The organism is Pedobacter duraquae (genome assembly GCF_004362245.1).
Taxonomy (GTDB): Bacteria; Bacteroidota; Bacteroidia; order Sphingobacteriales; family Sphingobacteriaceae; genus Pedobacter; species Pedobacter duraquae.
The window spans coordinates 66,074-88,606 of the sequence record NZ_SNWM01000001.1; the positions used below are offsets into that span (position 1 = coordinate 66,074).

Genomic DNA, 22,533 nt, shown 5'->3' on the forward strand with positions numbered 1-22,533 from the left:
ACAAACAGTACAACAAATTGGACATCCATGTTTACAGTAATTGGGATTATTACAATAATCGCCTATCTGAATAATAGACACCTTAAATACCTTGGTTTCGGATTTGTTATTTCGTATTTTACATCCAGTATGAACCTGTAAACCAAATTAAATGTTAAACCGTAGAAATTTCCTCAATTACACTGCTACCGCAGTGGGAACCACTGCCGTGCTTTCTGCCTTAGATAATCCTGCCTACGCCCTGTTCAGTAAGACTATTGGCGTTAATGATCAAATCAATATTGGTGTAATAGGAATTAAAGGCATGGGATGGTCTGACCTCAAAGCGGCACTCAAAGTACCGGGAGTGAACCTAACCGCGTTGTGCGACAGTGATGCCAATGTGCTTGACGAAAGAATGGCCGAATTAAAGACGATGAACGTTGACGCCGCGAAAGTAACAAGATATAAAGATTATCGTGCGCTGCTGGATAATAAAGATGTTGATGCAGTAATTATAGGAACGCCCGATCACTGGCATGCCCTGATGATGATTCATGCAGTACAGGCGGGTAAAGACGTATACGTTGAAAAGCCAGTTGGCAACTCTATTGTCGAGTGTAGCACCATGGTCAAAGCGCAGGAAAAATACAATAAGGTTGTCCAGGCAGGTCAATGGCAACGCAGTCAGCAACATTTTAAAGATGCTGTTGATTTTGTAAAAAGCGGGCAACTGGGAAATATCAGAACTGTAAAAGTATGGTGTTACCAGGGTTGGATGAAACCTGCTCCTATTGTTCCGGATACGCTACCCCCTGCAGGTGTTGATTATGCCATGTGGCTTGGACCGGCAAATAAAAGAGCATTCAACGCCAGTAGATATCACTTCAATTTCCGATGGTTCTGGGATTATGCCGGTGGGTTAATGACCGACTGGGGAGTACATTTATTGGATTACGGCTTGTTGGGTATGAACTCGCCTGTACCAAAAACCATCTCTGCATTGGGTGGCCGCTTTGCCTATCCCGATCTGTATGAAGAAACTCCGGATACGCTGACTACCTTATATGAGTTTGACAAGTTTAACATGGTATGGGATTCTGCCATGGGCATCGATAACGGATCTTATAACCGCAACCATGGCATTGCCTACATCGGTAACAACGGTACGCTGATCCTCAGTCGCGACGGTTGGGAAGTGATTGAAGAGCGGCAAAGTGGTAATAAAGTTAGCAAGCCCTTTGTTAAATCTTCAGATAATGGCCTGAACAACCATATGGTGAATTTCTTTAATGTGGTCAGATCCAGAAAAAAAGAGGAACTGAACTGCTCTATCCAGGATGCTGCACATGTAGCTACCGTTGCCCAAATGGGAAACCTGGCGTTCAGAAGCGGACAAAAATTATCATGGGACAATGCAAAACACCAGTTCACAGACCGGCAGATCAACGATAAATATCTCCTGGCCCAATATCACAACGGTTACAGCTTACCTAAAGTCTAATGTAAAACTGATCACCTATAGATAGTAAAATAATGGGTGACGATATTTTTATTGATTTATCCGCCAATCAGGTTTATAATCATGATCTTTGAACCTTTTCTTTCCAGATTACCTTTTGCCCAAAGCCACTATCCACCATCTTAGATTCATACTCTTTTCCACATGCTAAGCACCTGGAATGTATGCACACCGCATATTCTTTTTCGTTGAATGTTTCACTAAGTATTTCTAATATCCCTTCCAGTCTTTCCGGGCTGTTATACATAGGCTTTTCAACTATAGAACAAGCACAGCTGCCGAGGTTTATTTCATTCAAATGCTGAGCGAGGATAAATAATAATGCAAGATAGTCTTGATCTTTATTTTCAATCCTCAGTAGCTTATCATTGAATTCGCTTGCATGCCGACTTAACTCCTTCATGTCTGCATGTGATCTCCCACGGGTAAGAATGGTTCTGGCCATCAGTTCTAGTTGCTGTCGCGTGCCGTTATTTAGTGTTTTAAGTATTTCTGCTATATTCATTTATAGTTAAGTGATTTAAACGTCTTACTACTAGCTAGACATCATACAATTTAGATAAATGTTTGTTTAAATCGCATGTTGATAAAGATTCATGCTTGGAACTTATGAGATTCATCGTGCAATTTTGTTCAGCTAATTGGATTTTCTACCTTACGGTATATATGAACAACAAGCTACCATTCTTACTATATGCATACCTACTGGTTTTGTTGGGATGCAATCCTTTCCCCAAAAAAGATGCGCATCCGGAGGTGCCAATGATCAATGATTTGCTAAAGGACAAGACAAAGTTCAGGAAGGTAAGTGATATGACTGATTTAAGTGAAATCATCGTTTTGAAAGACGACCGTATTCTGCTTAAACCCAATAAAAGCGAGTTTGAGTTTAAAATAATTGATGCTACAAATAAGCTGATTTTTAACGCTCAATATGACTGGAAGCTACCTTTCTATATTGATCAGCAGGGCAATATGTATTTCAATCGCAAAAAATACGTCTATCCTTCCTATGCAAATGTGCAGGAGTTCAAAACGGTTGTTTTTAGGGATAGTATCGAAAATAAGCTAGCCAGTTTTAATGACCTTAGTGATAGTCTTCGGGCAGTGGCGGTTGACAAATATGAAGTCAATCTGTTAAAGCCATATGGTTTAGTACCCTGCGAAAATGCGCTGTTGAAAGCAGAAAATTGTGATGTTTTCGAACTTAAAAACAATGCGTTAATCGTTAGGCAGAGCGAGCTATTTAAAATTGATTTCGCGAAGCCTAAAAAAGATATCCCGAAGTTCGACAAAGATGTTTTAATTGACTGGAGGAATGGCAGAATAGCTACCCCTGTTTATCTCGCTTATTATCAAATTGATAAGCTCAGGTTTAAATGTGAGGATATGACCTTTCCAAAAACAATTGGAATTGGTAAAAAGGAATACCTCTATTCTCCGGATTTTGGCTTGTACGAGATATTATAACCCATGTATTTAGTTAATCTGGCATTCTTGATTACACGCCACTGAGGATTTTGGCTACAACTCTACCTGATTTGGTCACATTCCAGACCCATTTTGCGCAGATCTTTACACCATAAAACAAAGCAATTATGAAAAAGATCTTAGTCATTGGTGCATCGGGATTTATTGGCGGGTATTTAACCAACCAATTATTGGAAGAGGGTTTTACCGTTCGCTGCCTTGCGCGCAGCCCAGACAAACTGGAGGAATTAGCTAAACGCGGCTGCGAAATTGTGAAGGGTGATTTCATCGATTCCAAATCAGTTGAGCAAGCACTCGAATCAATAGATGCGGTTTACGTTTCTATTCATACCCTTGCTCCGCAACAAAAAGCTACATCAACACTTGGTTTCATGGATATAGAAATGAATGCGCTACAAAATATTGTCGCAGGCTGCAAACTAAATCAGGTTACCCGTCTGATTTATGTCACCTCGCTCGGCATTTCAGCAGATGCCACAAATGCCTGGACGGGTGGACGATGGAAAACGCAACAGTATCTATTACAAAGTGGTCTGGACGTTACTGTGATTCAACCCGGAATGATCGTTGGCATTGGCGGACAAGGATTTAATATGGTGCTGGCAAATGCAAAAAAGAACGTCGCTGTTGTGATAGGTAACGGCCATAATAAATTTCGCACCATTGCAGTTGACGATCTGGTCTATAACATGATTGGTGTTTTGAATCAGCCTGAGGCCTTCGGAAAGTGCTTTGAGGTGGGTAGTGATGATATATTGACTGGGGACCAGTTAATCGATGAAGCTGCAGACGTAGTTGGCCATGCGCATCCCAAGAAGCTTCATATCCCCTTAGGTCTTTTACAATTCGCTGCGCCATTGATTGAACGCATAGCAAAATCACCTAAAGGAGCAATTAAGGGGGCATTGGGTGGCTTAGGCTCAGATCTTGTTGGCGACCCCTCGCCAATCAGAAAACTATTGCCACGCAAACCTTTAACCTACAAACAAGCGGTAGCGCGGGCCTTAACAGTTTATCAAAATAATAATTAATTTGCACAATGGAGAAGAGCACGCCCTACGAGATTAAAACGATCAGTGATTTTCACAAACTGCTTGGCGCACCCGCTCCCGAGCATCCATTGATCAGCGTTATAGACATCAAACCTTTTGATCAAATACCAGCAGGCGTACCGGGCACTATCGTGTATGGCTTTTACAATATTTCCCTCAAAAGAGGGTTTAAGTCACCCGCAAAGTTCAAATACGGTCAGCAGGCGTATGATTTTGATGAAGGAGTACTGAGTTTTATGTCTCCAGGACAGATAAGCATTTTCGATCCACAGAAATACGCCAGCCCAGATCAGTCGGGTTGGCTCCTCCTGGTTCATCCGGATTTTCTGTGGAATACAGCCCTGACTAAAAAGATCGCTCAATACGGTTATTTTGATTATGCGGTTAATGAGGCATTGTTCCTTTCGGAAAAAGAAGAGGCCACACTATTGCAGCTTCTAACAAACATCAGGCAAGAGTACCATAATAACATGGATAAGTTTAGTCATGATATCATAATCACTCAGCTCGAATCCTTGCTCAGCTATTCGGATCGGTTTTACCAGCGTCAGTTTTTAACCAGGCGAAAAACTAACCACCAGCTATTGGATCGGTTAAATGAAGAACTTACCGGCTATTTTAACGACGTAAATGCGAAACGTAATGGGCTGCCGCCGGTAAGCTATCTTGCTGAACAACTTCACGTTTCACCTGATTATTTGAGTGGTCTGCTTAAATCACTGACCGGAATGACCACCCAGCAACATATTCACGAAAAACTAATTGAAAAAGCTAAACAACAGCTTTCTTCTACAAACTTATCTGTGTCAGAAATTGCTTACCAACTTGGATTTGAGCATTCACAGTCTTTTAGTAAGCTATTCAAAGCGAAAACAGACCTTTCGCCATTAGCGTTCCGTGCTAAATTTAATTGACTGTTTCAAAGCGCGCTATTCAAACATGATGCAGAGCCTATTGATGGAATGAGTTAATCGCGCTTCATACAAACTTTTATACCGCAAATTTAGTTTATTAACTATATGACTAGTAGCAGCTCTACTTTTTCTGGCCATACTAAACCCGATGTTGTTTTAAGTTGCGGAGATGTACATAAAGCGTTTCTGACTGTCTGTACTGTGTCCTGGAAGTTTAGCCTTATTATTATTTGCCAAATGGCAGTAGTAACTTGCCTATCAAGCTGTACAACTAAAGAAAAACCTCATATTCCAATTCAGGATTCTACAATAACTGCGCAAGGCGAGAAAGCCGCGACAACAATACCCATTTTTGATAAAGATTCGCTCCGTATTGCCGATGCAGAAATGCTGGTCCAGCACATTTATGACACGGTAGACAACTCGCCTCAAACGGATAGTATGGAAGACACCATTACGCGTGATGACGCCAGTTTAAAGTACTTCAAAGATCATTCTGGTCAATATTACGTGTACGTTGTAGAAAACCGTGGACCGATGTATGGGGTTTCACTGGGCTGGTGCGACCTTTTTATCTTTAAAAGATTGGACGGTTTATGGAAACTAAACGATTTTAGGCTGCAAGCCGGCGGTGGTGGTATGTATGGAAACCCGGGTAGCTTTGAGAAATTTGAACAAATTGGTGAGGAGAGTAAAGCCATCGTGATTTCTGGTGGACAAACGCACATGGGAAATAACTTTAATCTTACCATGGTTGAACTGACCAAAGGAAAACTTGGCACTACCTTTAGCTTCCCCACCCGTTCCGATTATGGAGAAGGCGCTGGCGACGATTATAAACTCAAGGTCTGCGACGAAAATCAATACCATTTCAGAAAAATGCCCGGCAAAAAATACTTTGAGCTTATCCTTGAAAGATTTAACTGCCTAAATGATAATTCTGTAAAGGTAGATAGCGTAGTCATCCCCTATAGAAATGGCTACGCTATCCCAGAGCGGTTTGCTTTCGAGGGCTAAGTGCTATTGTTAAACTTTTACCAAAGTATTTTGTAACTATGTTAGACATGAATAGTGTGATTAAGCCAGCTAAAGTCCTCACCGTACTTATTCTCTTAATTTCTTTAGTGGGTGGTATCATAATATTTAGAAAGTTCCAATATGAAAATAAGCGTTCTGGCATCAACCTGACAACTGAACAGATCACCTATCCAAACAGCAGATATTCAATCACCGAAAAACAGATTTATTTTAACGAACCTGGAGCTGGTTACTTTCTGCTAAAGAACGCAGATCCAGCTACTTTTCAGCCGCTCAAGGATCCGGCTTACCAGGGAACAATGGCCAAAGATATAAGGCATGTCTTTTTTAAAGAAGAGCTCGTAGCTGGCCTAAATCCTGCAACGACAACCTATTTGGGCAATAACTTCTGTAAGGACGGAAGCAAGGTGTTTTATGCAGATAAATTGATTTCAAATGCTGATGCTGCAACTTTTACCCGACTGGGAGGTTATTATGCTTTCGATAAAAATAACCTGTACTACAAACAACACAGCATGGCCGGTGCAGATGTGAAATCGCTGCACCATGTTAAATACAGTCAGGAAGGCATAGCACATGCCGACGCATATATTGCCGACAACAAACATGTTTATTTTAAGGGGATGAAAATAGATGGGGCAAACCCCTCAAAATTTACCGTACTTAACGGTTCTGGCGACCAGTTAGGCACACAATATGCATTTGATGGCAAAAGCTATTTTAATGACCAATATAAGATCGTTGTAGCAGACGACCGACGGAACAGTGGCAACCTCAAGTTACTTACACTGGATAGGGATTTTAGCTGGCACCCGATTTTTTATCAAGGCGCTAAGGTGTATTGCTATGATGCAGAGCGCCATGAATTGGTAGCTTTAGGGAAACGGGATAATAGTCTGGAGCTCAGGATGCTGGATAATGGCATCTATACTGATATAAAAAATGTTTACTTTACGTTTGGTAAATGGAACAAAGCAGGCGGACGCATGCCCAGGTATACCGGACATACTACAGGTATTTGCGCCGTGGAAGGCGCAACTGTAACAGACTTTAAACGATTAGGAACCTTCCTAACGTTAGAAAGAATTGAAGGAACAGTTTATCAGTGTGGAAAGCAACGCTATTTTCATCCTAGATACAAAGGTAACGGGAACTATCATCAGGCTTTAATGCTGCTTGGAACTGACGGCAGGACCAGTGAGCTTCCAATAGATAACGCATTTTCAAAAACTATCGACGACTATGATGGCCCCTCCATATTTAGTATTGAATTTTACAAGCGTTTGTGGAACCCAGCCTACGGCGAACAAGAGTTGTAAATCTCAATAAGCATATGCCATTAAAAACACAATGCTCATGTACGCCCAAAGCAGTGCAAAGCTTATATGAACTGTTGTTTCAAATGCTTTGCCTTTCCACAGCAATGAGGAGTATCCAAAAAACTGAATAATCAATCTGAGCGTCCAGAATATACCTAGCCCCAAACATATTTTCTTACCCAGATCAGTGTGGATCAGCTCCCGGGCTGAGGTAAGGCACAAAATCCCGATCAACAGAACCATTAATGCTACAAAAAAAGTATGCACATAGATCATTTGCCTGTTGATCAGGCTTAGCGATTTCAACTCTCTTCCCCAATCAAAATACCGGGGAAAGATTACGTGCACAATTGAAAGGGGAATCAATACTATCCCGATGATGGTAAAATGAATTTCCATTTAAGTATAGCTTATTTGATGCTTTGCGGAGCAACCGTAAATACCGACATAAATGGAGTGAATTTCTTTTCCTTAATGGTGGCAAAACCTGCATCTGTAAATGCATTCTTCCAAACTCTGGCAGAGAAAAAATGCGTGAAGCCAACTGTAAAGGCAAGAAAATTTGGGAAGTCTCGCAGGTGTTCAACCAACACTACCCTGCCGCCCGGCTTACAAATACGGTAACATTCTTTTAAAAAAGCTACCTTTTCTTTGTAGTCTCTGATTTCATGGGCTGCCGATAACAGGAATACCAAATCTACAGACTGTTTATCCAAAGGAATGTGAGTTGATTTGATCACGACCGTATTTGGATAGGTAAGACTCACTTTTCTGGCCCTCACAATCGCAGGCTCGGTATGGCGCTTGGGGTCGTAAAAATCAAAGACTTTGAGTTCAGCCTCAGGGAAATTACTTTCTAATATAAAGCTCGTTTCATCAAAGCCTGCGTTAATATTTACGATCTGCTTCGCCTTAAAATCTACTGCGGAATCTTTGAGCCATTTAAAATTATAATAACCTGAAAAATCATATACATAGGCTGATACAATTAAAGGGATGATTAGCCCATAAACGAAAGCTATAATGATCAGCCACAACAGTAAATCGGAATAGCTGAACACAGCGTGACTGATAATAATCAGTGCTAGAACGCCAAGTCCGTATACATAAAAATGCCTGTTGAAACTTAAAATGTTCAATACACCCTGAAATTTTCTTCTTGCTACTTCCATTTTTCTATTCTTCCTTTTTTCCAATAATATGGGATATTTTCAATGATGAATGCATTCGCCAGCACTGGATCGACTAGTTTTAGCGAGCGTAAGAAGTCAAAATCATACTTGATTACGTTTACTGGTTTTGGCGTCCAGTTTTCTCTAACCCCCTCAATGATGAGTACTTCTTTTGTTTCTTTATTGTAGGTAAAAGTAAATGGCAATGGGCCGGCAAATCGTCTTGCCTCCTTCCAATCTGCGAACGGAGAACCCTCGGGTAAAGGAATTTCTTCGCCCATCTCCACCTTAAGGTTAAACCTGGATTGATTTGATGTGATTTCGCGGGTGTTCCCCTGACTATTTTGCTGGATATCAGTTGTTGTATAGTTATAATGGGTGAACATATTCCCCATCACTTCCATTTTCTTTTTATCGGTCTCAGATTTTAATATATAGAGTCCACGTAAGTTCTTTCCTGCATTTGTGGTATAACGCACAAATACACGGTAGCCGATTAAAAAGAAGTCGTTACCCATAAATTTAGGAAATCCTTTGGGGCGCAATGACTCGGTCTGCACCATTGCTACTGCCACAAATGCCCACTCATCATTGAAGGTGTCTAGCTGTAAACATTCAGGAATAAGGTCTTTCAACTGATCTTTTGGAACCGCGAAAGTTAGCACGAGCGAGCTTTTAAAGAAAGCTTCTACAGCAAATGGATGGTCTTTTAAGAATGATAGCATGAGGCCGTTTAAATATTTCTAATGTTAAGGATAAACTCGTTGTAATACACAGTGACAATCAGCATTCCAGCAAATACCGCATTGAGGTGCCCCCACAATAGCAGTTCAGGTACCAAAATGAACTCCATGGTATTCATCACGGCAATCACAATGATCTGAAGTACGGCATTTAGCCTGCTTTGGAATCTGCTTAAAATCCAGATTGCCATGACAACTTCGGAAATTCCAATTGCTATGGTGAGTGGTCTGGCATATGCATTCCCTAAGATAGTTGAAACGATAAGCTGGTGCCTGGGAACGAGATTGAATACCTTACAAAACAGACCGTTGATCATCCAGATGGCAGAAATTCCATAAGTGAGCAGGCTGTGTATGGTCGATTTCTTCATCTTTTCTGATCGTGAGCTTAATGATGTGACTAACAGAAAGATGATGGATTTGTTTTAGTTTTAAAAGGCTACGCGCGTTTTTTGAGTGGCCAACTTTCTAACGATTAAATGCGCAACAAGCAGATTGGGAATCCAGCAAAGCCAGGCTACTATGATATACGATTTACCGAAATTTCCAGTAGACATAATTAAAAGAGGTAGCCAAATTCTTAAGGTTACTGCAGCAAAACATGCTGCATAGCTGTAGATCATGAATATCTGATGGTTTATGATTTGCTTATTCCGGATTGTGATGTACCCCATCAAGGTTGTTGTAAACCAGATGATGGCTAAACATACAAAGCCGAGTGAAGCCCACAGTCCTTGTTCTGCAAACAAGGCAATGTAAAAGCCCGCGATAGCACTTACCAAGACCGATACAATGTATATCTTCCCGATATTCCTGTGTACCTGTGGCTTGTTGATTCTTATTTTGTTATTAAACTGGAGCCAGCCAATCAGTAATGCCAATCCGCCCAATAGGATATGGGTGTAGAAGGAAATATGCCAAACTGTGCTATTTAAAATCCAATCCGGTTTACTGCTTAATAAGCCGGTTTTTCCATCCATAAAAAAATAGATCGATGGATATAATCCGATAAGTATCGCAAACAAAGCAAACAGGAACCACAAGATCTTTTTTTTCATTTTAATAAGGGAGTAGTATTAATTGGTGAGCTTCATTCGCAACACATAAATACAACTCTTTGACGCATGCAACGCCTGCAGCGTTACATGAGATGAAAAGTTTTTTTTTTTGAAATATATCAAGCTGCGAACTATCGAAGCTACCTGAGGTCAATGTCTTTTTTAACAATCAGGATTGTGGTTAACCATTCCGGCTCAATACCCCAACTCACTGTTAATATCGATCCTTATCAGAAAATTTAAAGTTCTGTATTTTAGGTAAAGGCCTAATCAAAACTGTTTTTTTTCTTTTATTATTCTTCAATATTTTCGTTGAATTCGTATCATCAGTTTCGATCCTGATTCCGGTAACTAAATTGAATTTAGTCTCTGTGAATATGGTGTTTTCGTCAATATATCCTTTCGTTGAATTGTTAGTTAATTTATCTATTGTAATTAACTCGAAATTCCCGTTGCGATATCTAAATTGGTATGTAATATTTCCTCCTTTAATTTCACTCCACATCAATAAATTTCCGTTCTCAATTCTAAAATCCGGAATTTGGTATCCATTATATGCTCCGTGCTTGTCGGCGGGATATTGAGGTTCAATAATTTGAGTTGAAGAGACTGCTAAAGCCAATTTTCCGTTCGGTTGCGACAGCATAATCTGTAATCTTAACGGGCTGGTTTTATTTGTTGTGTCCATATGGACTGTAACTCTATCCATTTTCCCATCTTTATTTAAGTCGCCTTCTTCCTCTCTTACCAGATAATTAAAATTGTCTTTGGTCTTAGTTTTTTGAGCGAGCACGTTGATCTGCACTAAAGTAAAAACAAGTGCAAAGGATATATAAATGTATTTCACGCAAAAAGGTTGTGTTGTTTCCATGAGGTTATAATGTTTGAATGCGGCTTTCTCCACCCAGCTCACCGATGAGCTTCTGATGGTAGGCTATGAAATTCCGGTTACCAGTTTCAACTAGCACATCGCCGTTGGCGATAAATGTTTTAATCTCGTTTAGTGGTATGGCAAACTTGTTTTTTAGATAGAGGATAATCTTGGCTGTATATCCACCAATTAGGTAAAGTTGGTAAGTTTTGGTATCTATTACATTCAGTGCCGAGTCCTGAAGTTCCAAAAGGCGCTGAAACTTAATTTTTTCCATCACAAAATAATGATATTCATCATCACCCGTATCGAAAAATCCAATAGAGAAGCCATGATTTTCCAGATCATCGTTCAATAGGCTAAACAGTAAAGGTAGATAGTCTCCCCTTTTAGTATGTTGTAAGTCAATGTTTAACTTTTTCCATTGATAGGTTTCGACGTTAAAATGAAGTTTAAGCATATTGCCAACAGCTCGTTTGACCTGCCCGGGATGCTCTTCGCCGCTCCAGTCAACAGAATAGACGTATTTGTGATGAACTGCAAACGCCAATAAGATGACCTGTTCATCAATGATTTCCGGATCACCAATGTAACTATCCACATCAATAACAGGCTCTAATATCCGTTTGTTGTTGCTCAAAAATTGATCTTGGGGCAGCTCATCCCTATCCTTCATAAATACCAGCAACGCTTCGTACCGCTCAGGATCCATTAATGTTTTGGCAAAGGCCTGTAGGGCTTCGGTAATCATATGCCTTTTATTAGCTTCTAATATAACTGTTCAAAAAACAGTCCAAATCTCAGCTGTTGAGTTAAATTATCCGATAATACATAAGTAGAAAGCTTTTTTTAGACAATATCTAATTCTCTTTATTGGATAACCCTAAAATTCAAAGTTGGAATAGCAAAAAGCTAGTTTTCAGGAGTTCGATTCTGTTCATATTTTGCGAGAATTAAATCTTTCTTAAAAAAAACTTTGCATTGTTACATTACAATCGTAATATTGCGATATATAATTATGGGACTTACGAAGACAGAAATATTTACCGAGGAACAAAATCAATTATCCATGCTACTAAAAGCCTTGGCCCATCCAGCGCGCATTGCGATTCTCCAACAAATTATCGCTGCAAAAGCATGCATTTGTGGAGACCTTGTAGATGAACTGGGTTTGGCACAAGCCACCATATCTCAACATTTAAAGGAACTTAAAAACGCAGAAATCATACAAGGCACTATTGAAGGGGTTAAAGTCTGCTATTGTATCAACCCTAAAACATGGAAGCTATTGGAAAAACAATTTGGCCGATTTTTAGGATCCTATCAGTCTGTCGATAGCTGCTGTTAAAAAATTTGATTTAATCAATCGTAAAATTGCAATATATGAATACTACAGAATTAATGAACTGGCAAACATTTAAAACCAAGTTAGCGCAACACCAAGACTTGGCATTGCAATTCCAGTATGCAGAAGAAAAATGGGTCGACGCATCTTACCATATTACGGAAATTAAACAGGCGCCGATTGTATCTGTTGATTGTGGTGGGAAAATGAATACGTGGACAGAGATCATCGTACAGCTTTGGGAACCTTCAGTACAAGACAATGAAAGAGCAATGCAGGTAAGCAAAGCGTTATCAATAGTGAACCTGGTAGAAAAATCACTGACTTTAAATCCATTAGGAACGGTAAAAATAGAGTTCGGCAATTCGCAGTTTGATACCAGACAGATGTATCCCGGGCAATTTATTATAACAGGTAATAACCTTATCGTAAACTTGATCCCTGATTTCACACAATGCAAGGCAATTTCAAGAGGCGATAGTTGCGAAACAACGGATTCTGGGGAAGAGTGTTGTGCACCTGTGTCAAAAACAGAAAAACCGAAACTAGAAATGGTAAACCTTGCTAATACCGGCACATCTTGTGAACCTGGTTCAGGTTGTTGCTGATCAATAATAGAAAATATATGAAAAAAATATTAGTGCTTTGCACTGGTAATAGTTGCAGGAGTCAACTTGCAGAAGGCTATTTAAGACATTTTGCAGCAGGTAAGGCCGAGATTTATAGTGCAGGGATAGAAACACACGGTGTTAACCCCAGAGCCATACAAATTATGTCGGAAGATCACATCGATATTTCGGCGCATACCTCAAATCATGTGGATGAATACTCAAATATTTCCTTTGATGCAGTGATTACTGTATGTGACAATGCGAACGAAGCCTGCCCTTTTTTTCCTGGCAAAGTAGACCGCTTTCACCACAATTTTCCTGACCCCGCAAAAGCAATAGGCACCGAAAAAGAAGTTATGGCTGAATTTAGACAGGTACGGGAACTGATAAAAGCATATTCAGCAGATTTCGTAAATCAATATATACAACAAAAATGAGTGCTAACAGCTGTGCGCCCGCTGCAGAGCGCAAAAGACTTGGTTTTTTAGACAGATATCTTACCCTATGGATATTCATTGCTATGGCAATTGGTGTAGGTGTTGGCTATTTCATACCCTCATCCACCGGCGCTATAAATTCCTTTTCGAGTGGAACAACAAATATTCCGCTTGCGATTGGATTGATATTAATGATGTACCCGCCATTAGCTAAAGTGAAATACGAAAAAATGGGAGAAGTATTTAAAGATACTAGAGTCCTCACTGTTTCATTGATATTGAATTGGGTAATAGGCCCGCTATTCATGTTCCTTCTGGCCATTACTTTTTTAAGGGATTACCCGGAATACATGGTGGGGTTAATATTGATTGGCCTTGCCCGTTGCATTGCCATGGTAGTTGTTTGGAATGAACTGGCAGAAGGTAATAGGGAGTATGCTGCTGGTTTAATTGCGCTAAACAGTATCTTTCAGGTGTTATTGTACAGCATTTTTGCCTATATTTTCATAACTGTTTTACCGCCTTATTTCGGGTTAAAAAGCCTTGAAATTAATATTACTATTGGCGAGATTGCTAAATCTGTAGGGATCTATTTAGGCTTACCATTCGCCATGGGGATCATCAGCAGATATGCTTTAATCAAACTAAAGGGCGAACACTGGTTTCAAAACAAATTTATACCGTTAATATCACCTGTTACGTTAATTGCATTGCTATTCACGATAGTCATTATGTTTAGCTTAAAAGGCAGGCTGATCGTTCAAATCCCGATGGATGTAGTTCGCATCGCAGTCCCATTAGCAATTTATTTCGCTATCATGTTTGTAATAAGTTTTTTTGCCGGACGATATTTTGGGGCAGACTATTCCAGAAGTACATCTATAGCCTTTACAGCTACGGGAAATAACTTTGAACTTGCAATTGCTGTATCAATTGGAGTTTTCGGGATTAATTCCGGTCAGGCGTTTGCCGGTGTAGTCGGCCCACTTGTTGAAGTTCCTGCACTGATCGCTTTAGTAAATCTTGCATTTTGGTTCAGGAAAAAGTTTTATTCTGAAAATTCTATGTCAGAAAATTAAAGATCCTTTTCTTTGCGCATCATGCTGAGAAACGCAGCGGTTATACCCAGGTAGCTGGCAATGTGCTTTTGGGATATCCGTTGCTCAAGACCAGGGTAATGCCTGCGGAATTCGCGGTACCGTTGTTCGGCATTTTTCGACAAGTTGGACATCACCCTTCGCTGGAACATGTCGAACCCATTTTGGGTGAGGATCCTGAAAAAACGTTCAAATTTAGGAATCTCAGTAAAAAGTCGCTCCAGATCAGGTAGCGTAAAGTAGTACAGCTTTGAATCTACCAACGCCTGGATTGTATTCGTTGCAGCCTTAGCTTTAAAAAAGCTCACGATGTCGCAGGCCCACCAGTTCTCGGGATAAAAGCAAAGGTTGTGCTCCTGCCCTTCCAGATCAGTATGGAACATGCGTAAGCAACCCTCGTTAACAAAATAAATATGACGATCTACCTCACCAGGATGCAGCAAATAACTGCGCTTGGCGACAGTTTTTTGCTGCATTAAGTTAAGCACATGCTCCTGTTCGTCTGGCGCAAGTGCTATGTGCATCGCAAAATTAGACAGGATAAGTTCTGACATACTGCAATTATAACTTTTAAAAGTCAATTTTGCGCGTCATGATCAATTTAAGCTCTGCTGTTCCGGCAACGCGAAGCGGATCGGCTAACTGCTGGTAAAGCTCACTCTGCGCGATGGTCATGAATGCTTCGGCACTCGGATATTCCACGAGCACGATCTCGTCCCACTGGTCATTTTCATCAGCTATGATATTTGCAATTACTTCTCCAACTAATTGTACGTTCACACCCTCAATGCCTAACTGGTTCACCACCTGGCCAAATGCCGGTATGTATTGCTCAAAATAGATCTTCTTGTCTTTGAACTTTATTAAGTTTAACATCAACACAGGTCCCTGACCTGATTCAAATTTGGGAAATGTGATCATAATCTTTTGTTTGTCATTTTAGTTTACGTGCTGCTAGTTTCCTGGCATGCCCTTTTTTTCGTTATACAAAGATGGTTAGCCTGTGTCAGAAAAAAGTTCAGGTAGTTGAAGTGTTTTATAGCGCTTTCCGAAAATTCAATCAATTAAATATGTCTGTTTTGTCACAAATGTGATCCAGACGGTTTAGAAATCACCATTATTTTCTTACAATTGTTTTCCCATCATAACGATATACCCCATTGATAGATCCAAACCAGATACTTCCGTCGTTCGCTTCCAAAATACCACAAAGCATCTTTTTTATTGAAGTTATCTTAGTTACAGCCGGCTTTTCATCATATAGAGTGCTCTGATCGTACCGTGAGAGTATCCAATCTCCAACCCCATTTGGACTTACTGAGCCAGTAGTCCAGATGTTTCCCTTCGTATCTTCCATGATCGCAGAAGCAGCCCGCTCTGTTACCTTTGTAAAGCGATTACCGTCATAACGCCAAAGCCCAGGTGATATGAATAAAGTATCACCTGTTTTATAATCTGTAATCGAGGCGCCGAACCAAATATTACCTTTTCTATCTTCGATGATCGACCAAACGTTGTTAAAGGTTTTACCTTCATTATTTCTGAAAACAGTAAAGGTCTTTCCATCATAGGAACAAGCTGCTCCGCCTGTGCCGAACCAAAATTTCCCATTTTTATCTTCAAGGATCGTATGGACACCATTGTTGGAAAGGCCTTCCTTAGTTGTTAAATTTTGAAAAGATTTACCATCATAACGGCTTGCGCCTCCTCTAGTCCCAAACCAAATAGTGCCAGCTCTATCTTCATAGATAGACATAACAGAATTATTGGGTAGTCCCTCTTTGGTCGTAAAATGCCGAACGGATGCTCCATTATAACAATAAACTCCTGACTCAGTGGTCGCGCACCATACATTACCCTGCCGGTCTTCCAATACATTCCAAAATCTACGCGCCCCTATGTTACTTGTGAGATTGGTAAATGACCGTCCATCATATCGAAAAATACCAGCAAGTGACGCGGCAATTAAAATACTGCCGTCTTTGCCCTTTTTTACATTTCGAACCATTTTGTCAGGTCCCTGAGAACTGACCGTGTCATTTAGGACGCCTGTTTTTGCCTGTCCTTTACAGGAAGCGCAAAAGAGAAACATCAGGAACAAAGCATATAGGTGTATGTATTTCATAATTTATTTATTTATTTAATATGGATATTTGCTTAAGGTCTATGGCAAAGACAATCAAGCATCCTTTCTGTCTGATTACCATTGGTTCAGCGAAATTACTTTGATATCTTTCAGTCTGGATAATAGGGATTGTAAATAAAAATGTAAACTTTGTAAATTAACAACTTGACAAATGCTCAATAGCCGAAATCTCCTGTCCGGGAAAGCCAAGTATCTTTTTGGATTGATCCTCCTGGTATCAATTTCTATAGTTTGCGCTTCTTTCAGTATGAACGATAGTGATGATTTTGCTATGGCGAGAAGGGAAGTTTTGCTCCGCAGAATTGGACATGAGCTCCTCCTTAAATCTGGAGACAGTATATCAAGGGTGCTCCCGTTAAAAAAGATCGGGGAAAATGAGTACCAGATAAGTTTTGAGCATGAACTTACTTTTCAAACTGATTCCCTGGTGGAGATAACCCAGCGTTTGTTAGTGAAAGACCCCCTTGCGCTCGATTATGTTGTTAACGTACTTAATTATGGAAATCCGGGCGTTGCTTATGGATATGCGATATCCAAAAATGAGAAAGATGACATCGTGTCCTGTACAGGAAGAGAGCAGCCTACAGCACGTTACTTAATCAATGTTAAATTCAAACCAACGGGAATAAGTAAGGCAAAAAGTGGTTACCTTCTGGGTAGTCTGCCGTTTTTAGCTTTTGTGGGTTTCATCTTTTTGAAATCTGTTAAACCCGGAAGAGCTTTACCTGGACCTCAATTTGACAGCGTATTTACTTTAGGATCGATATTGTTTGATGCCAAGAACAGGAAAATCAATATAAATGGAAATATCACCGACCTAACCGGCACGGAAACGCGGATACTGCTAATTTTTGCATCGACGCCCAACGAGACCATAGAACGAAGCCGACTGCAAAAGGAAATATGGGAGGATGAAGGTGTTATTGTTGGACGCAGCCTGGATATGTTCATTTCAAAACTTAGAAAAAAAATAGAATCTGATCCAACCGTCAAAATCGTGGTTGTACGAGGCAAAGGATATAAGCTTGAAGTTAATAATGGTCGATAATTTTTCTGAAAGCAATCAAATTAGAGTTGCCAATACATTTCACGAACTTGTTAATACCCACTTCGAGGGCGCTTTGAATGCGAGTTGCTGGTACAGAGATTTGGATGGCGATTTTGAAGAAATTGTATCTAAACTTCGGTTAGAACAAGACATTACAGAGGTAGATACTGAAAATCTCTTGGCGCTCAGCCTGTCAGAAGAAGGAAGTATTGCAAGAGCTATTATTTTAAATGATTTTCAACTACTAAAAGATTTTGGCGCCTCGCCGTCACTCAATCTCATAAGAAGTTATCAACGGGATGAGGAACTGGATTTTATTTCAACAGACGTATATTCTTATCATGTAGATCGCTCACCAATCGCAACAGATACTTTTCTATGCACGTATTACGGTACATCAAGTGATATATTGGCAAATGATCAGGCGGAGCAAAAAATTTTAATCCCGGAAATCCGAAAAAAGCTTCAGGAATTAAATGAGGGTTCAGAATCAGAATTCAACAATTTTTTGATCGAAAATTACTTCGACCTGCACTATCAACCTAAACCTGGTGCTCATCCGGTAAATTTGGGCTTAGGTCATCTGTGGAGATTAACAGTTGATCACCCAGGCCAAGAGACCCTGCCTTGTATTCACCGGGCGCCAAAAGAAAATGATGGTGAATACCGGTTACTACTCATTTGTTGATCGAATGCTAACGATTCATAAAACGGGCAAAAGAAAAGTCTGATTGCCGCATCACCAGTTCATTTGCTCTTGATTCCTTTTGTGCTTTTGACGCATAAACGAACATTTGCTTTTCATAATCGCTAATCGCAGCGGATATCGTTGCAAACACTCCGTTTGTAAGATTTGAGGCTAATACAGTAGCATCTATCAGTCCGGTATTTACGCCTTGCCCGGCAAATGGTGGCATTAGATGGGCAGCATCTCCTATCAATGTGATAGGCAACGGTCGGCCATCTTTCCATGGTTGATCAACCGGGAGTATTTTGGTAGTTAACCCAACAAAAAAAGAGGTAGAATTGAAGAGCTGGTGGTAAATCCCGTTCCACCCATCAAACCTATTAGAAAGGAATGCCGCAACAGACGCTGTATCGCCGAAATCCATTCCTTTCCAATTTGCTGGCTTCTCAAAGATCACACCGTAGCTTAATGAAGCTCCGTTAAATGGATTCGCTACAATCAGGTTGCCTCCATGAGCTGCCATTAACCTGTGACCGTCGCACCAACGGTAAAATTCCGCACAGTTGATTTCAGGTCTTGGTACATCACCCTGTATAATAAAAGTTCCTGTTTCTTCTACAGCGGTATCCGTCACGTAACTTCTCACCGCCGACATTCCTCCATTTGCACCGATCACAAGATCAGCCACGGCAGTTTCTTGATGATCGAAATGCAGTAGCCATTCCCCGTCCTGTGCTTCCAGGCCGGCAAATTTATGATCCCATATAACGGTATCTGTTTGCAGACTGTCAAGCAACACCTTCCGAAGATCATTCCTGTTAATTTCCGGATTGTCGAGCTCCTGTTCTTCAGTTAGATCAGTAATAGATAAAGTTCTTCCTTCCCTGTCAGCCTGAATAACGCCCATGGGCAGGGCTTTAGCGTAATACTGCGCTAGCAAACCAGCAGCTTTCAATGCGATTTTACCGGAATCGCGATGCAAATCCAATGTACCACCCCAGATCCTCGACTCAGGGCCTTCATCCCGCTCATAAACCGTAACGTCTATTCCTTTTTGTTGTAATAATTTTGCCATGGTGAGGCCAACAGGTCCCGCACCTATAATGGCTACTTGCTTATCTTTAAGTAACATGCCACAAAATTAAATAGGAACTTACAGATAAAATAACCAGATTTGACCCAAAAATAGTCGTATCAGACTGAATATAGTGATGACACAACAGCAAAGCATTCCAAATGTACTGATCAAGTTTGCAGATTCATTGGGGATAAATCTAACAAACAATAGGCTGGATATCCCTGATATATTCGGCAAAGGGTATTGCGCTGGCTATGTATTTAATGAGCATATCAGATTGCTGATCAGCGATTACGAACTGAAAGAAGACTTAATGCTTGAACAGCCAGAGGAACTCGCCACAGGAAAGCTGCTTTTTTTTAAATTTCAAAATATTTTTCCAAAGGTAATAGGTGAGCCGTCGCAAACACCTTCAGTTTTAATTGCTACGAGAAGGATTGCTGCTGGAGAAGCTTTTACAATCCATAGCAATACCGAAACAATTAATATAGAAGTTGATATCCATTACCTGAATGAACTTTTACAACCCGCTGAAAGATCGCATGTGCTACAAAGTTTATTGCAGGAGTCTGTGCCGTTATTTTTTGAACAACTTATTTATCCAGCCTTGCTGAAAGTGGTTGAAGAAATCCTGACACCAGCAGGTAATAGTACGTTTCGTTTATTTTTTTTAAGGGTAAAGGCCGAAGAATTGATTTGCCGACTGCTAATGGAGCTAGACAAGCGAGAGGAAAAAGAACTTTATCCAATACATGACAGAGACATCCATGTTATTTATCAAATAAGGGATCAGCTTTTGGCTAATATCCAGGCCGCTCCGGTAATCGCAGACTTAGCAATGCAGGCCGCGATGAGCCCAACGAAGTTGAAAAGGTTATTTCGGCAGATATTTGGTACTAGCATTTTCAATTATTACCAGCAATTCCGGATGAAAGAAGCCGCACGACTTCTGAAAACTGAAAAGCTATCTGTTGCAGCAGTTGGGTATCATCTTGGGTTTACCAACCTCAGCCATTTTTCAAAACTTTTTGAGGCGCATATAGGCATGAAGCCGAAGAAATATAGTCGGGCCTGAAGCTTATTAGCAGCTAACTTATTGTTCCTCTATCTGCGCTCTCCTATTTGCTGCCTCCACATGGAGTAATACAAACCTTTTTTTTCCAGCAAGGAATCATGGCTTCCCACCTCTGATACCTTTCCCTTTTCCAGCACATAAATAGTATCCGCGTGCATGATCGTAGAAAGCCGATGGGCAATCAGAATTGTCATCTGTTCTCTCCTATCCGAAATATCACGTATCGTCTTGGAGATTTCCTCCTCGGTAATGGAATCCAGTGCAGAAGTAGCTTCATCAAAAATAAGAAGCCTTGGTTTTCTAAGGAGCGCCCTGGCAATAGAGATACGTTGTTTTTCACCACCAGAGAGTTTCATTCCGCTTTCACCCAATACCGTATCAATGCCTTTTGCCGCTTTTGCAATGAGACCAGCCGCAGATGCCTTTTGAAGTGCCTCCACAATATCCTGCTCGCTTGCAGAAGGATTAACGAAACGCATATTATCCCTGATCGAGCCGGCATACAGTTGAGTTTCCTGGGTAACAAATCCAATCTGTCTGCGAAGGGGATTATACCTGACCAGACTTGAGGAAATCCCATTGAAATAGATTTCGCCTTCAATGGGCAAATAAAGACCTACAAGGAGTTTAACCAAAGTGGATTTGCCAGATCCTGATGGACCAACAAATGCAGCCGTTTGCCCATTACTGATACTAAACGAAAGATTATCAATTGCATTATAGCCAGCAGTTTTGTGCCGGAAGACAACATTTTTAAATTCTAATGTTTCCAGATCCGCAACCTCAATAGAATTTTCAGGACGTGTCTCAATCGGCTTGCGCATTAATGTATCAAAGGTGTTTAAAGATGCATCTGCTTCACGATATAGGATAATCATGTTGCCAAGGTCTTGAAGGGGTGTAAATATCGCAGTAGAAATAAACTGCATCGCGATAAGCTCTCCGGTGCTCAGGATCTCTCTAAAAATTAACCAAAGTAGGATAAACAATACTGATTGCTTGAGTAAGATCAACAGGCCACCCTGTAGGAAAGAAAGTGAACTGACTTTCTTGGCCTTCAACATTTCTAAGTCGAAGATCTTTTTCGTCTGTTCATTAAGTCTTCGAATCTCAGCGAAGGTCAGCCCGAGGCTCTTGACCAATTCAATATTCCGAAGACTTTCGGTGATAATCCCCGCTTGTTTGTCGGCCTGACGGTTTATCGAGCGTTGAATAAATTTTATCCTTTTGGAGACCAGTCCAGTGAGGGATCCTAATACCAGAACTCCAATAAAAAAAACCGGAACCAATAACCAGTTCTTGTTGATGCTATACCAAAGTAAAAAAGCAACACCTACTAACGAAGAGAACAAGATATTTATAAATGCATTGATGAACCTTTCAGCGTCAGTTTTTACCTTTTGCAGAACCGAAAGTGTGGTTCCACTTCTATTTTCTTCGAACTCCTGAAACGTTAGCCTAAGGGTCTGTTTCAATCCATCATTGAATATACTCATGCCAAAACCGGCAACAGCCTTTCTGGTGATAAATTCCTGCACAGATTTACAAAGCCTTGCCACCAGCGCTATGCCAAGGGCAATTAACAACCAGTAAACTACCTCTGAAATCAGTTGCTGTTGACTTAATCCAAATTTGTTCGTTGAATAGTCATCTATTATTTTCCCGAAAATTACCGGATCAAGCAAACTAAGTAGTTGTGACGACGCGGCAAGGCCAAGCGACGCAACAATCAACCACTGATATGGCTTGAGGTATCTGAAAAGTATCTTCATATTGGATTAGATCTACACAGCTAACAACACAGGCCTTGAACAATGGTTCGAATAGTGCAATTTAAATCACAAAGAAA

Annotated in this window: 26 protein-coding genes; 13 read left to right on the plus strand and 13 right to left on the minus strand. The window is 40.5% G+C overall.

The window, feature by feature from the left end:
• The first annotated feature begins 151 nt into the window (after window positions 1-151).
• Window positions 152-1,483 carry a Gfo/Idh/MocA family protein gene (locus CLV32_RS00325; protein ID WP_133551337.1) on the plus strand — a complete coding sequence of 444 codons (1,332 nt, stop codon included), beginning with the start codon at window positions 152-154 and terminating at the stop codon, window positions 1,481-1,483.
• 79 nt (window positions 1,484-1,562) lie between these two features.
• On the opposite strand, the gene CLV32_RS00330 is transcribed toward CLV32_RS00325, so the two are convergent.
• Window positions 1,563-1,946, minus strand: a complete 384-nt coding sequence (locus CLV32_RS00330) for a hypothetical protein (RefSeq protein WP_208110928.1) — start codon at window positions 1,944-1,946, stop codon at window positions 1,563-1,565.
• Window positions 1,947-2,167: 221 nt separating this feature from the next.
• On the opposite strand from CLV32_RS00330, the gene CLV32_RS00335 reads away from it, so the two are divergent.
• The 5 genes from CLV32_RS00335 (at window position 2,168) to CLV32_RS00355 (ending at window position 7,315) form a co-directional block, all read left to right on the plus strand.
• Window positions 2,168-2,971, plus strand: coding sequence for a hypothetical protein (locus CLV32_RS00335; RefSeq protein WP_133551339.1), 804 nt, complete (start codon window positions 2,168-2,170; stop codon window positions 2,969-2,971).
• Window positions 2,972-3,099: 128 nt separating this feature from the next.
• Window positions 3,100-4,023 (plus strand): SDR family oxidoreductase, encoded by a 924-nt coding sequence (locus CLV32_RS00340; protein ID WP_133551340.1) that lies wholly within the window; start codon window positions 3,100-3,102, stop codon window positions 4,021-4,023.
• Window positions 4,024-4,031: 8 nt separating this feature from the next.
• The gene (locus CLV32_RS00345) at window positions 4,032-4,958 is read left to right on the plus strand and encodes a helix-turn-helix domain-containing protein (protein ID WP_133551341.1); all 927 of its coding nucleotides are present in this window, start codon (window positions 4,032-4,034) and stop codon (window positions 4,956-4,958) included.
• Window positions 4,959-5,195: 237 nt separating this feature from the next.
• Complete coding sequence (locus CLV32_RS00350; RefSeq protein WP_133551342.1) at window positions 5,196-5,975, plus strand: hypothetical protein; 780 nt, start codon at window positions 5,196-5,198, stop codon at window positions 5,973-5,975.
• A 47-nt stretch (window positions 5,976-6,022) separates the two neighbouring features.
• Entirely contained in the window at window positions 6,023-7,315 is a 1,293-nt protein-coding gene (locus tag CLV32_RS00355) for a DKNYY domain-containing protein (protein WP_166641845.1), read from the plus strand.
• Between the two features lie 3 nt (window positions 7,316-7,318).
• Here CLV32_RS00355 and CLV32_RS00360 read toward each other — a convergent pair whose 3' ends face one another.
• The 7 genes from CLV32_RS00360 to CLV32_RS00390 form a co-directional block, all read right to left on the minus strand.
• Complete coding sequence (locus CLV32_RS00360; RefSeq protein ID WP_133551344.1) at window positions 7,319-7,714, minus strand: hypothetical protein; 396 nt, start codon at window positions 7,712-7,714, stop codon at window positions 7,319-7,321.
• 11 nt (window positions 7,715-7,725) lie between these two features.
• Window positions 7,726-8,487 (minus strand): class I SAM-dependent methyltransferase, encoded by a 762-nt coding sequence (locus CLV32_RS00365; RefSeq protein ID WP_133551345.1) that lies wholly within the window; start codon window positions 8,485-8,487, stop codon window positions 7,726-7,728.
• Window positions 8,478-9,212 carry a DUF2071 domain-containing protein gene (locus CLV32_RS00370; RefSeq protein ID WP_133551346.1) on the minus strand — a complete coding sequence of 245 codons (735 nt, stop codon included), beginning with the start codon at window positions 9,210-9,212 and terminating at the stop codon, window positions 8,478-8,480. The genes CLV32_RS00365 and CLV32_RS00370 overlap by 10 nt, the downstream gene beginning before the upstream one ends.
• A gap of 8 nt (window positions 9,213-9,220) precedes the next feature.
• On the minus strand, window positions 9,221-9,601 hold the full coding sequence (locus CLV32_RS00375) for a DoxX-like family protein (RefSeq protein WP_133551347.1): 381 nt from the start codon (window positions 9,599-9,601) through the stop codon (window positions 9,221-9,223).
• Between the two features lie 60 nt (window positions 9,602-9,661).
• Window positions 9,662-10,288, minus strand: coding sequence for a DUF2306 domain-containing protein (locus tag CLV32_RS00380; RefSeq protein WP_133551348.1), 627 nt, complete (start codon window positions 10,286-10,288; stop codon window positions 9,662-9,664).
• A gap of 214 nt (window positions 10,289-10,502) precedes the next feature.
• Window positions 10,503-11,159, minus strand: coding sequence for a hypothetical protein (locus CLV32_RS00385; RefSeq protein WP_133551349.1), 657 nt, complete (start codon window positions 11,157-11,159; stop codon window positions 10,503-10,505).
• 4 nt (window positions 11,160-11,163) lie between these two features.
• The gene (locus CLV32_RS00390) at window positions 11,164-11,910 is read right to left on the minus strand and encodes a DUF6630 family protein (protein WP_133551350.1); all 747 of its coding nucleotides are present in this window, start codon (window positions 11,908-11,910) and stop codon (window positions 11,164-11,166) included.
• A 267-nt stretch (window positions 11,911-12,177) separates the two neighbouring features.
• Between CLV32_RS00390 and CLV32_RS00395 the strand changes: the two genes are divergently transcribed.
• Genes CLV32_RS00395 through arsB form a run of 4 tightly spaced genes read left to right on the plus strand, consistent with a single transcriptional unit; the run spans window position 12,178 to window position 14,631 of the window.
• Complete coding sequence (locus CLV32_RS00395; RefSeq protein ID WP_133551351.1) at window positions 12,178-12,507, plus strand: ArsR/SmtB family transcription factor; 330 nt, start codon at window positions 12,178-12,180, stop codon at window positions 12,505-12,507.
• A 35-nt stretch (window positions 12,508-12,542) separates the two neighbouring features.
• Complete coding sequence (locus CLV32_RS00400; RefSeq protein ID WP_133551352.1) at window positions 12,543-13,112, plus strand: DUF6428 family protein; 570 nt, start codon at window positions 12,543-12,545, stop codon at window positions 13,110-13,112.
• 17 nt (window positions 13,113-13,129) lie between these two features.
• Window positions 13,130-13,552, plus strand: a complete 423-nt coding sequence (locus CLV32_RS00405; RefSeq protein WP_133551353.1) for an arsenate reductase ArsC — start codon at window positions 13,130-13,132, stop codon at window positions 13,550-13,552.
• Window positions 13,549-14,631 carry an ACR3 family arsenite efflux transporter gene (gene arsB / locus CLV32_RS00410; RefSeq protein WP_133551354.1) on the plus strand — a complete coding sequence of 361 codons (1,083 nt, stop codon included), beginning with the start codon at window positions 13,549-13,551 and terminating at the stop codon, window positions 14,629-14,631. The genes CLV32_RS00405 and arsB overlap by 4 nt, the downstream gene beginning before the upstream one ends.
• Here the strand turns inward: arsB and CLV32_RS00415 are convergent.
• The 3 genes from CLV32_RS00415 to CLV32_RS00425 form a co-directional block, all read right to left on the minus strand.
• Window positions 14,628-15,203 carry a Crp/Fnr family transcriptional regulator gene (locus CLV32_RS00415; protein ID WP_133551355.1) on the minus strand — a complete coding sequence of 192 codons (576 nt, stop codon included), beginning with the start codon at window positions 15,201-15,203 and terminating at the stop codon, window positions 14,628-14,630. The genes arsB and CLV32_RS00415 overlap by 4 nt on opposite strands.
• A gap of 16 nt (window positions 15,204-15,219) precedes the next feature.
• Window positions 15,220-15,570 (minus strand): DUF1330 domain-containing protein, encoded by a 351-nt coding sequence (locus CLV32_RS00420; RefSeq protein WP_133551356.1) that lies wholly within the window; start codon window positions 15,568-15,570, stop codon window positions 15,220-15,222.
• 196 nt (window positions 15,571-15,766) lie between these two features.
• Complete coding sequence (locus CLV32_RS00425) at window positions 15,767-16,774, minus strand: ligand-binding sensor domain-containing protein (protein ID WP_133551357.1); 1,008 nt, start codon at window positions 16,772-16,774, stop codon at window positions 15,767-15,769.
• 172 nt (window positions 16,775-16,946) lie between these two features.
• On the opposite strand from CLV32_RS00425, the gene CLV32_RS00430 reads away from it, so the two are divergent.
• Window positions 16,947-17,843 carry a winged helix-turn-helix domain-containing protein gene (locus CLV32_RS00430; protein ID WP_133551358.1) on the plus strand — a complete coding sequence of 299 codons (897 nt, stop codon included), beginning with the start codon at window positions 16,947-16,949 and terminating at the stop codon, window positions 17,841-17,843.
• Window positions 17,833-18,531, plus strand: a complete 699-nt coding sequence (locus tag CLV32_RS00435; protein ID WP_133551359.1) for a DUF1826 domain-containing protein — start codon at window positions 17,833-17,835, stop codon at window positions 18,529-18,531. Before CLV32_RS00430 ends, CLV32_RS00435 begins: the two co-directional genes overlap by 11 nt.
• 7 nt (window positions 18,532-18,538) lie before the next feature.
• On the opposite strand, the gene CLV32_RS00440 is transcribed toward CLV32_RS00435, so the two are convergent.
• Window positions 18,539-19,663: an FAD-dependent oxidoreductase gene (locus tag CLV32_RS00440; RefSeq protein WP_133551360.1), complete on the minus strand. Its 1,125-nt coding sequence runs from the start codon at window positions 19,661-19,663 to the stop codon at window positions 18,539-18,541.
• Between the two features lie 79 nt (window positions 19,664-19,742).
• On the opposite strand from CLV32_RS00440, the gene CLV32_RS00445 reads away from it, so the two are divergent.
• Window positions 19,743-20,684 carry a helix-turn-helix transcriptional regulator gene (locus CLV32_RS00445; RefSeq protein ID WP_133551361.1) on the plus strand — a complete coding sequence of 314 codons (942 nt, stop codon included), beginning with the start codon at window positions 19,743-19,745 and terminating at the stop codon, window positions 20,682-20,684.
• A 29-nt stretch (window positions 20,685-20,713) separates the two neighbouring features.
• Here the strand turns inward: CLV32_RS00445 and CLV32_RS00450 are convergent, their stop codons facing one another.
• Window positions 20,714-22,456, minus strand: coding sequence for an ABC transporter ATP-binding protein (locus CLV32_RS00450; RefSeq protein ID WP_133551362.1), 1,743 nt, complete (start codon window positions 22,454-22,456; stop codon window positions 20,714-20,716).
• Window positions 22,457-22,533 lie beyond the last annotated feature (77 nt).

Coding starts and splice junctions, on each gene's coding strand:
- CLV32_RS00325 (WP_133551337.1), top strand. CDS start 152: ATGTTAAACCGTAGAAATTTCCTCAATTACACTGCTACCGCAGTGGGA.
- CLV32_RS00330 (WP_208110928.1), bottom strand. CDS start 1,946: ATGGCCAGAACCATTCTTACCCGTGGGAGATCACATGCAGACATGAAG.
- CLV32_RS00335 (WP_133551339.1), top strand. CDS start 2,168: ATGAACAACAAGCTACCATTCTTACTATATGCATACCTACTGGTTTTG.
- CLV32_RS00340 (WP_133551340.1), top strand. CDS start 3,100: ATGAAAAAGATCTTAGTCATTGGTGCATCGGGATTTATTGGCGGGTAT.
- CLV32_RS00345 (WP_133551341.1), top strand. CDS start 4,032: ATGGAGAAGAGCACGCCCTACGAGATTAAAACGATCAGTGATTTTCAC.
- CLV32_RS00350 (WP_133551342.1), top strand. CDS start 5,196: ATGGCAGTAGTAACTTGCCTATCAAGCTGTACAACTAAAGAAAAACCT.
- CLV32_RS00355 (WP_166641845.1), top strand. CDS start 6,023: ATGAATAGTGTGATTAAGCCAGCTAAAGTCCTCACCGTACTTATTCTC.
- CLV32_RS00360 (WP_133551344.1), bottom strand. CDS start 7,714: ATGGAAATTCATTTTACCATCATCGGGATAGTATTGATTCCCCTTTCA.
- CLV32_RS00365 (WP_133551345.1), bottom strand. CDS start 8,487: ATGGAAGTAGCAAGAAGAAAATTTCAGGGTGTATTGAACATTTTAAGT.
- CLV32_RS00370 (WP_133551346.1), bottom strand. CDS start 9,212: ATGCTATCATTCTTAAAAGACCATCCATTTGCTGTAGAAGCTTTCTTT.
- CLV32_RS00375 (WP_133551347.1), bottom strand. CDS start 9,601: ATGAAGAAATCGACCATACACAGCCTGCTCACTTATGGAATTTCTGCC.
- CLV32_RS00380 (WP_133551348.1), bottom strand. CDS start 10,288: ATGAAAAAAAAGATCTTGTGGTTCCTGTTTGCTTTGTTTGCGATACTT.
- CLV32_RS00385 (WP_133551349.1), bottom strand. CDS start 11,159: ATGGAAACAACACAACCTTTTTGCGTGAAATACATTTATATATCCTTT.
- CLV32_RS00390 (WP_133551350.1), bottom strand. CDS start 11,910: ATGATTACCGAAGCCCTACAGGCCTTTGCCAAAACATTAATGGATCCT.
- CLV32_RS00395 (WP_133551351.1), top strand. CDS start 12,178: ATGGGACTTACGAAGACAGAAATATTTACCGAGGAACAAAATCAATTA.
- CLV32_RS00400 (WP_133551352.1), top strand. CDS start 12,543: ATGAATACTACAGAATTAATGAACTGGCAAACATTTAAAACCAAGTTA.
- CLV32_RS00405 (WP_133551353.1), top strand. CDS start 13,130: ATGAAAAAAATATTAGTGCTTTGCACTGGTAATAGTTGCAGGAGTCAA.
- arsB (WP_133551354.1), top strand. CDS start 13,549: ATGAGTGCTAACAGCTGTGCGCCCGCTGCAGAGCGCAAAAGACTTGGT.
- CLV32_RS00415 (WP_133551355.1), bottom strand. CDS start 15,203: ATGTCAGAACTTATCCTGTCTAATTTTGCGATGCACATAGCACTTGCG.
- CLV32_RS00420 (WP_133551356.1), bottom strand. CDS start 15,570: ATGATCACATTTCCCAAATTTGAATCAGGTCAGGGACCTGTGTTGATG.
- CLV32_RS00425 (WP_133551357.1), bottom strand. CDS start 16,774: ATGAAATACATACACCTATATGCTTTGTTCCTGATGTTTCTCTTTTGC.
- CLV32_RS00430 (WP_133551358.1), top strand. CDS start 16,947: ATGCTCAATAGCCGAAATCTCCTGTCCGGGAAAGCCAAGTATCTTTTT.
- CLV32_RS00435 (WP_133551359.1), top strand. CDS start 17,833: ATGGTCGATAATTTTTCTGAAAGCAATCAAATTAGAGTTGCCAATACA.
- CLV32_RS00440 (WP_133551360.1), bottom strand. CDS start 19,663: ATGTTACTTAAAGATAAGCAAGTAGCCATTATAGGTGCGGGACCTGTT.
- CLV32_RS00445 (WP_133551361.1), top strand. CDS start 19,743: ATGACACAACAGCAAAGCATTCCAAATGTACTGATCAAGTTTGCAGAT.
- CLV32_RS00450 (WP_133551362.1), bottom strand. CDS start 22,456: ATGAAGATACTTTTCAGATACCTCAAGCCATATCAGTGGTTGATTGTT.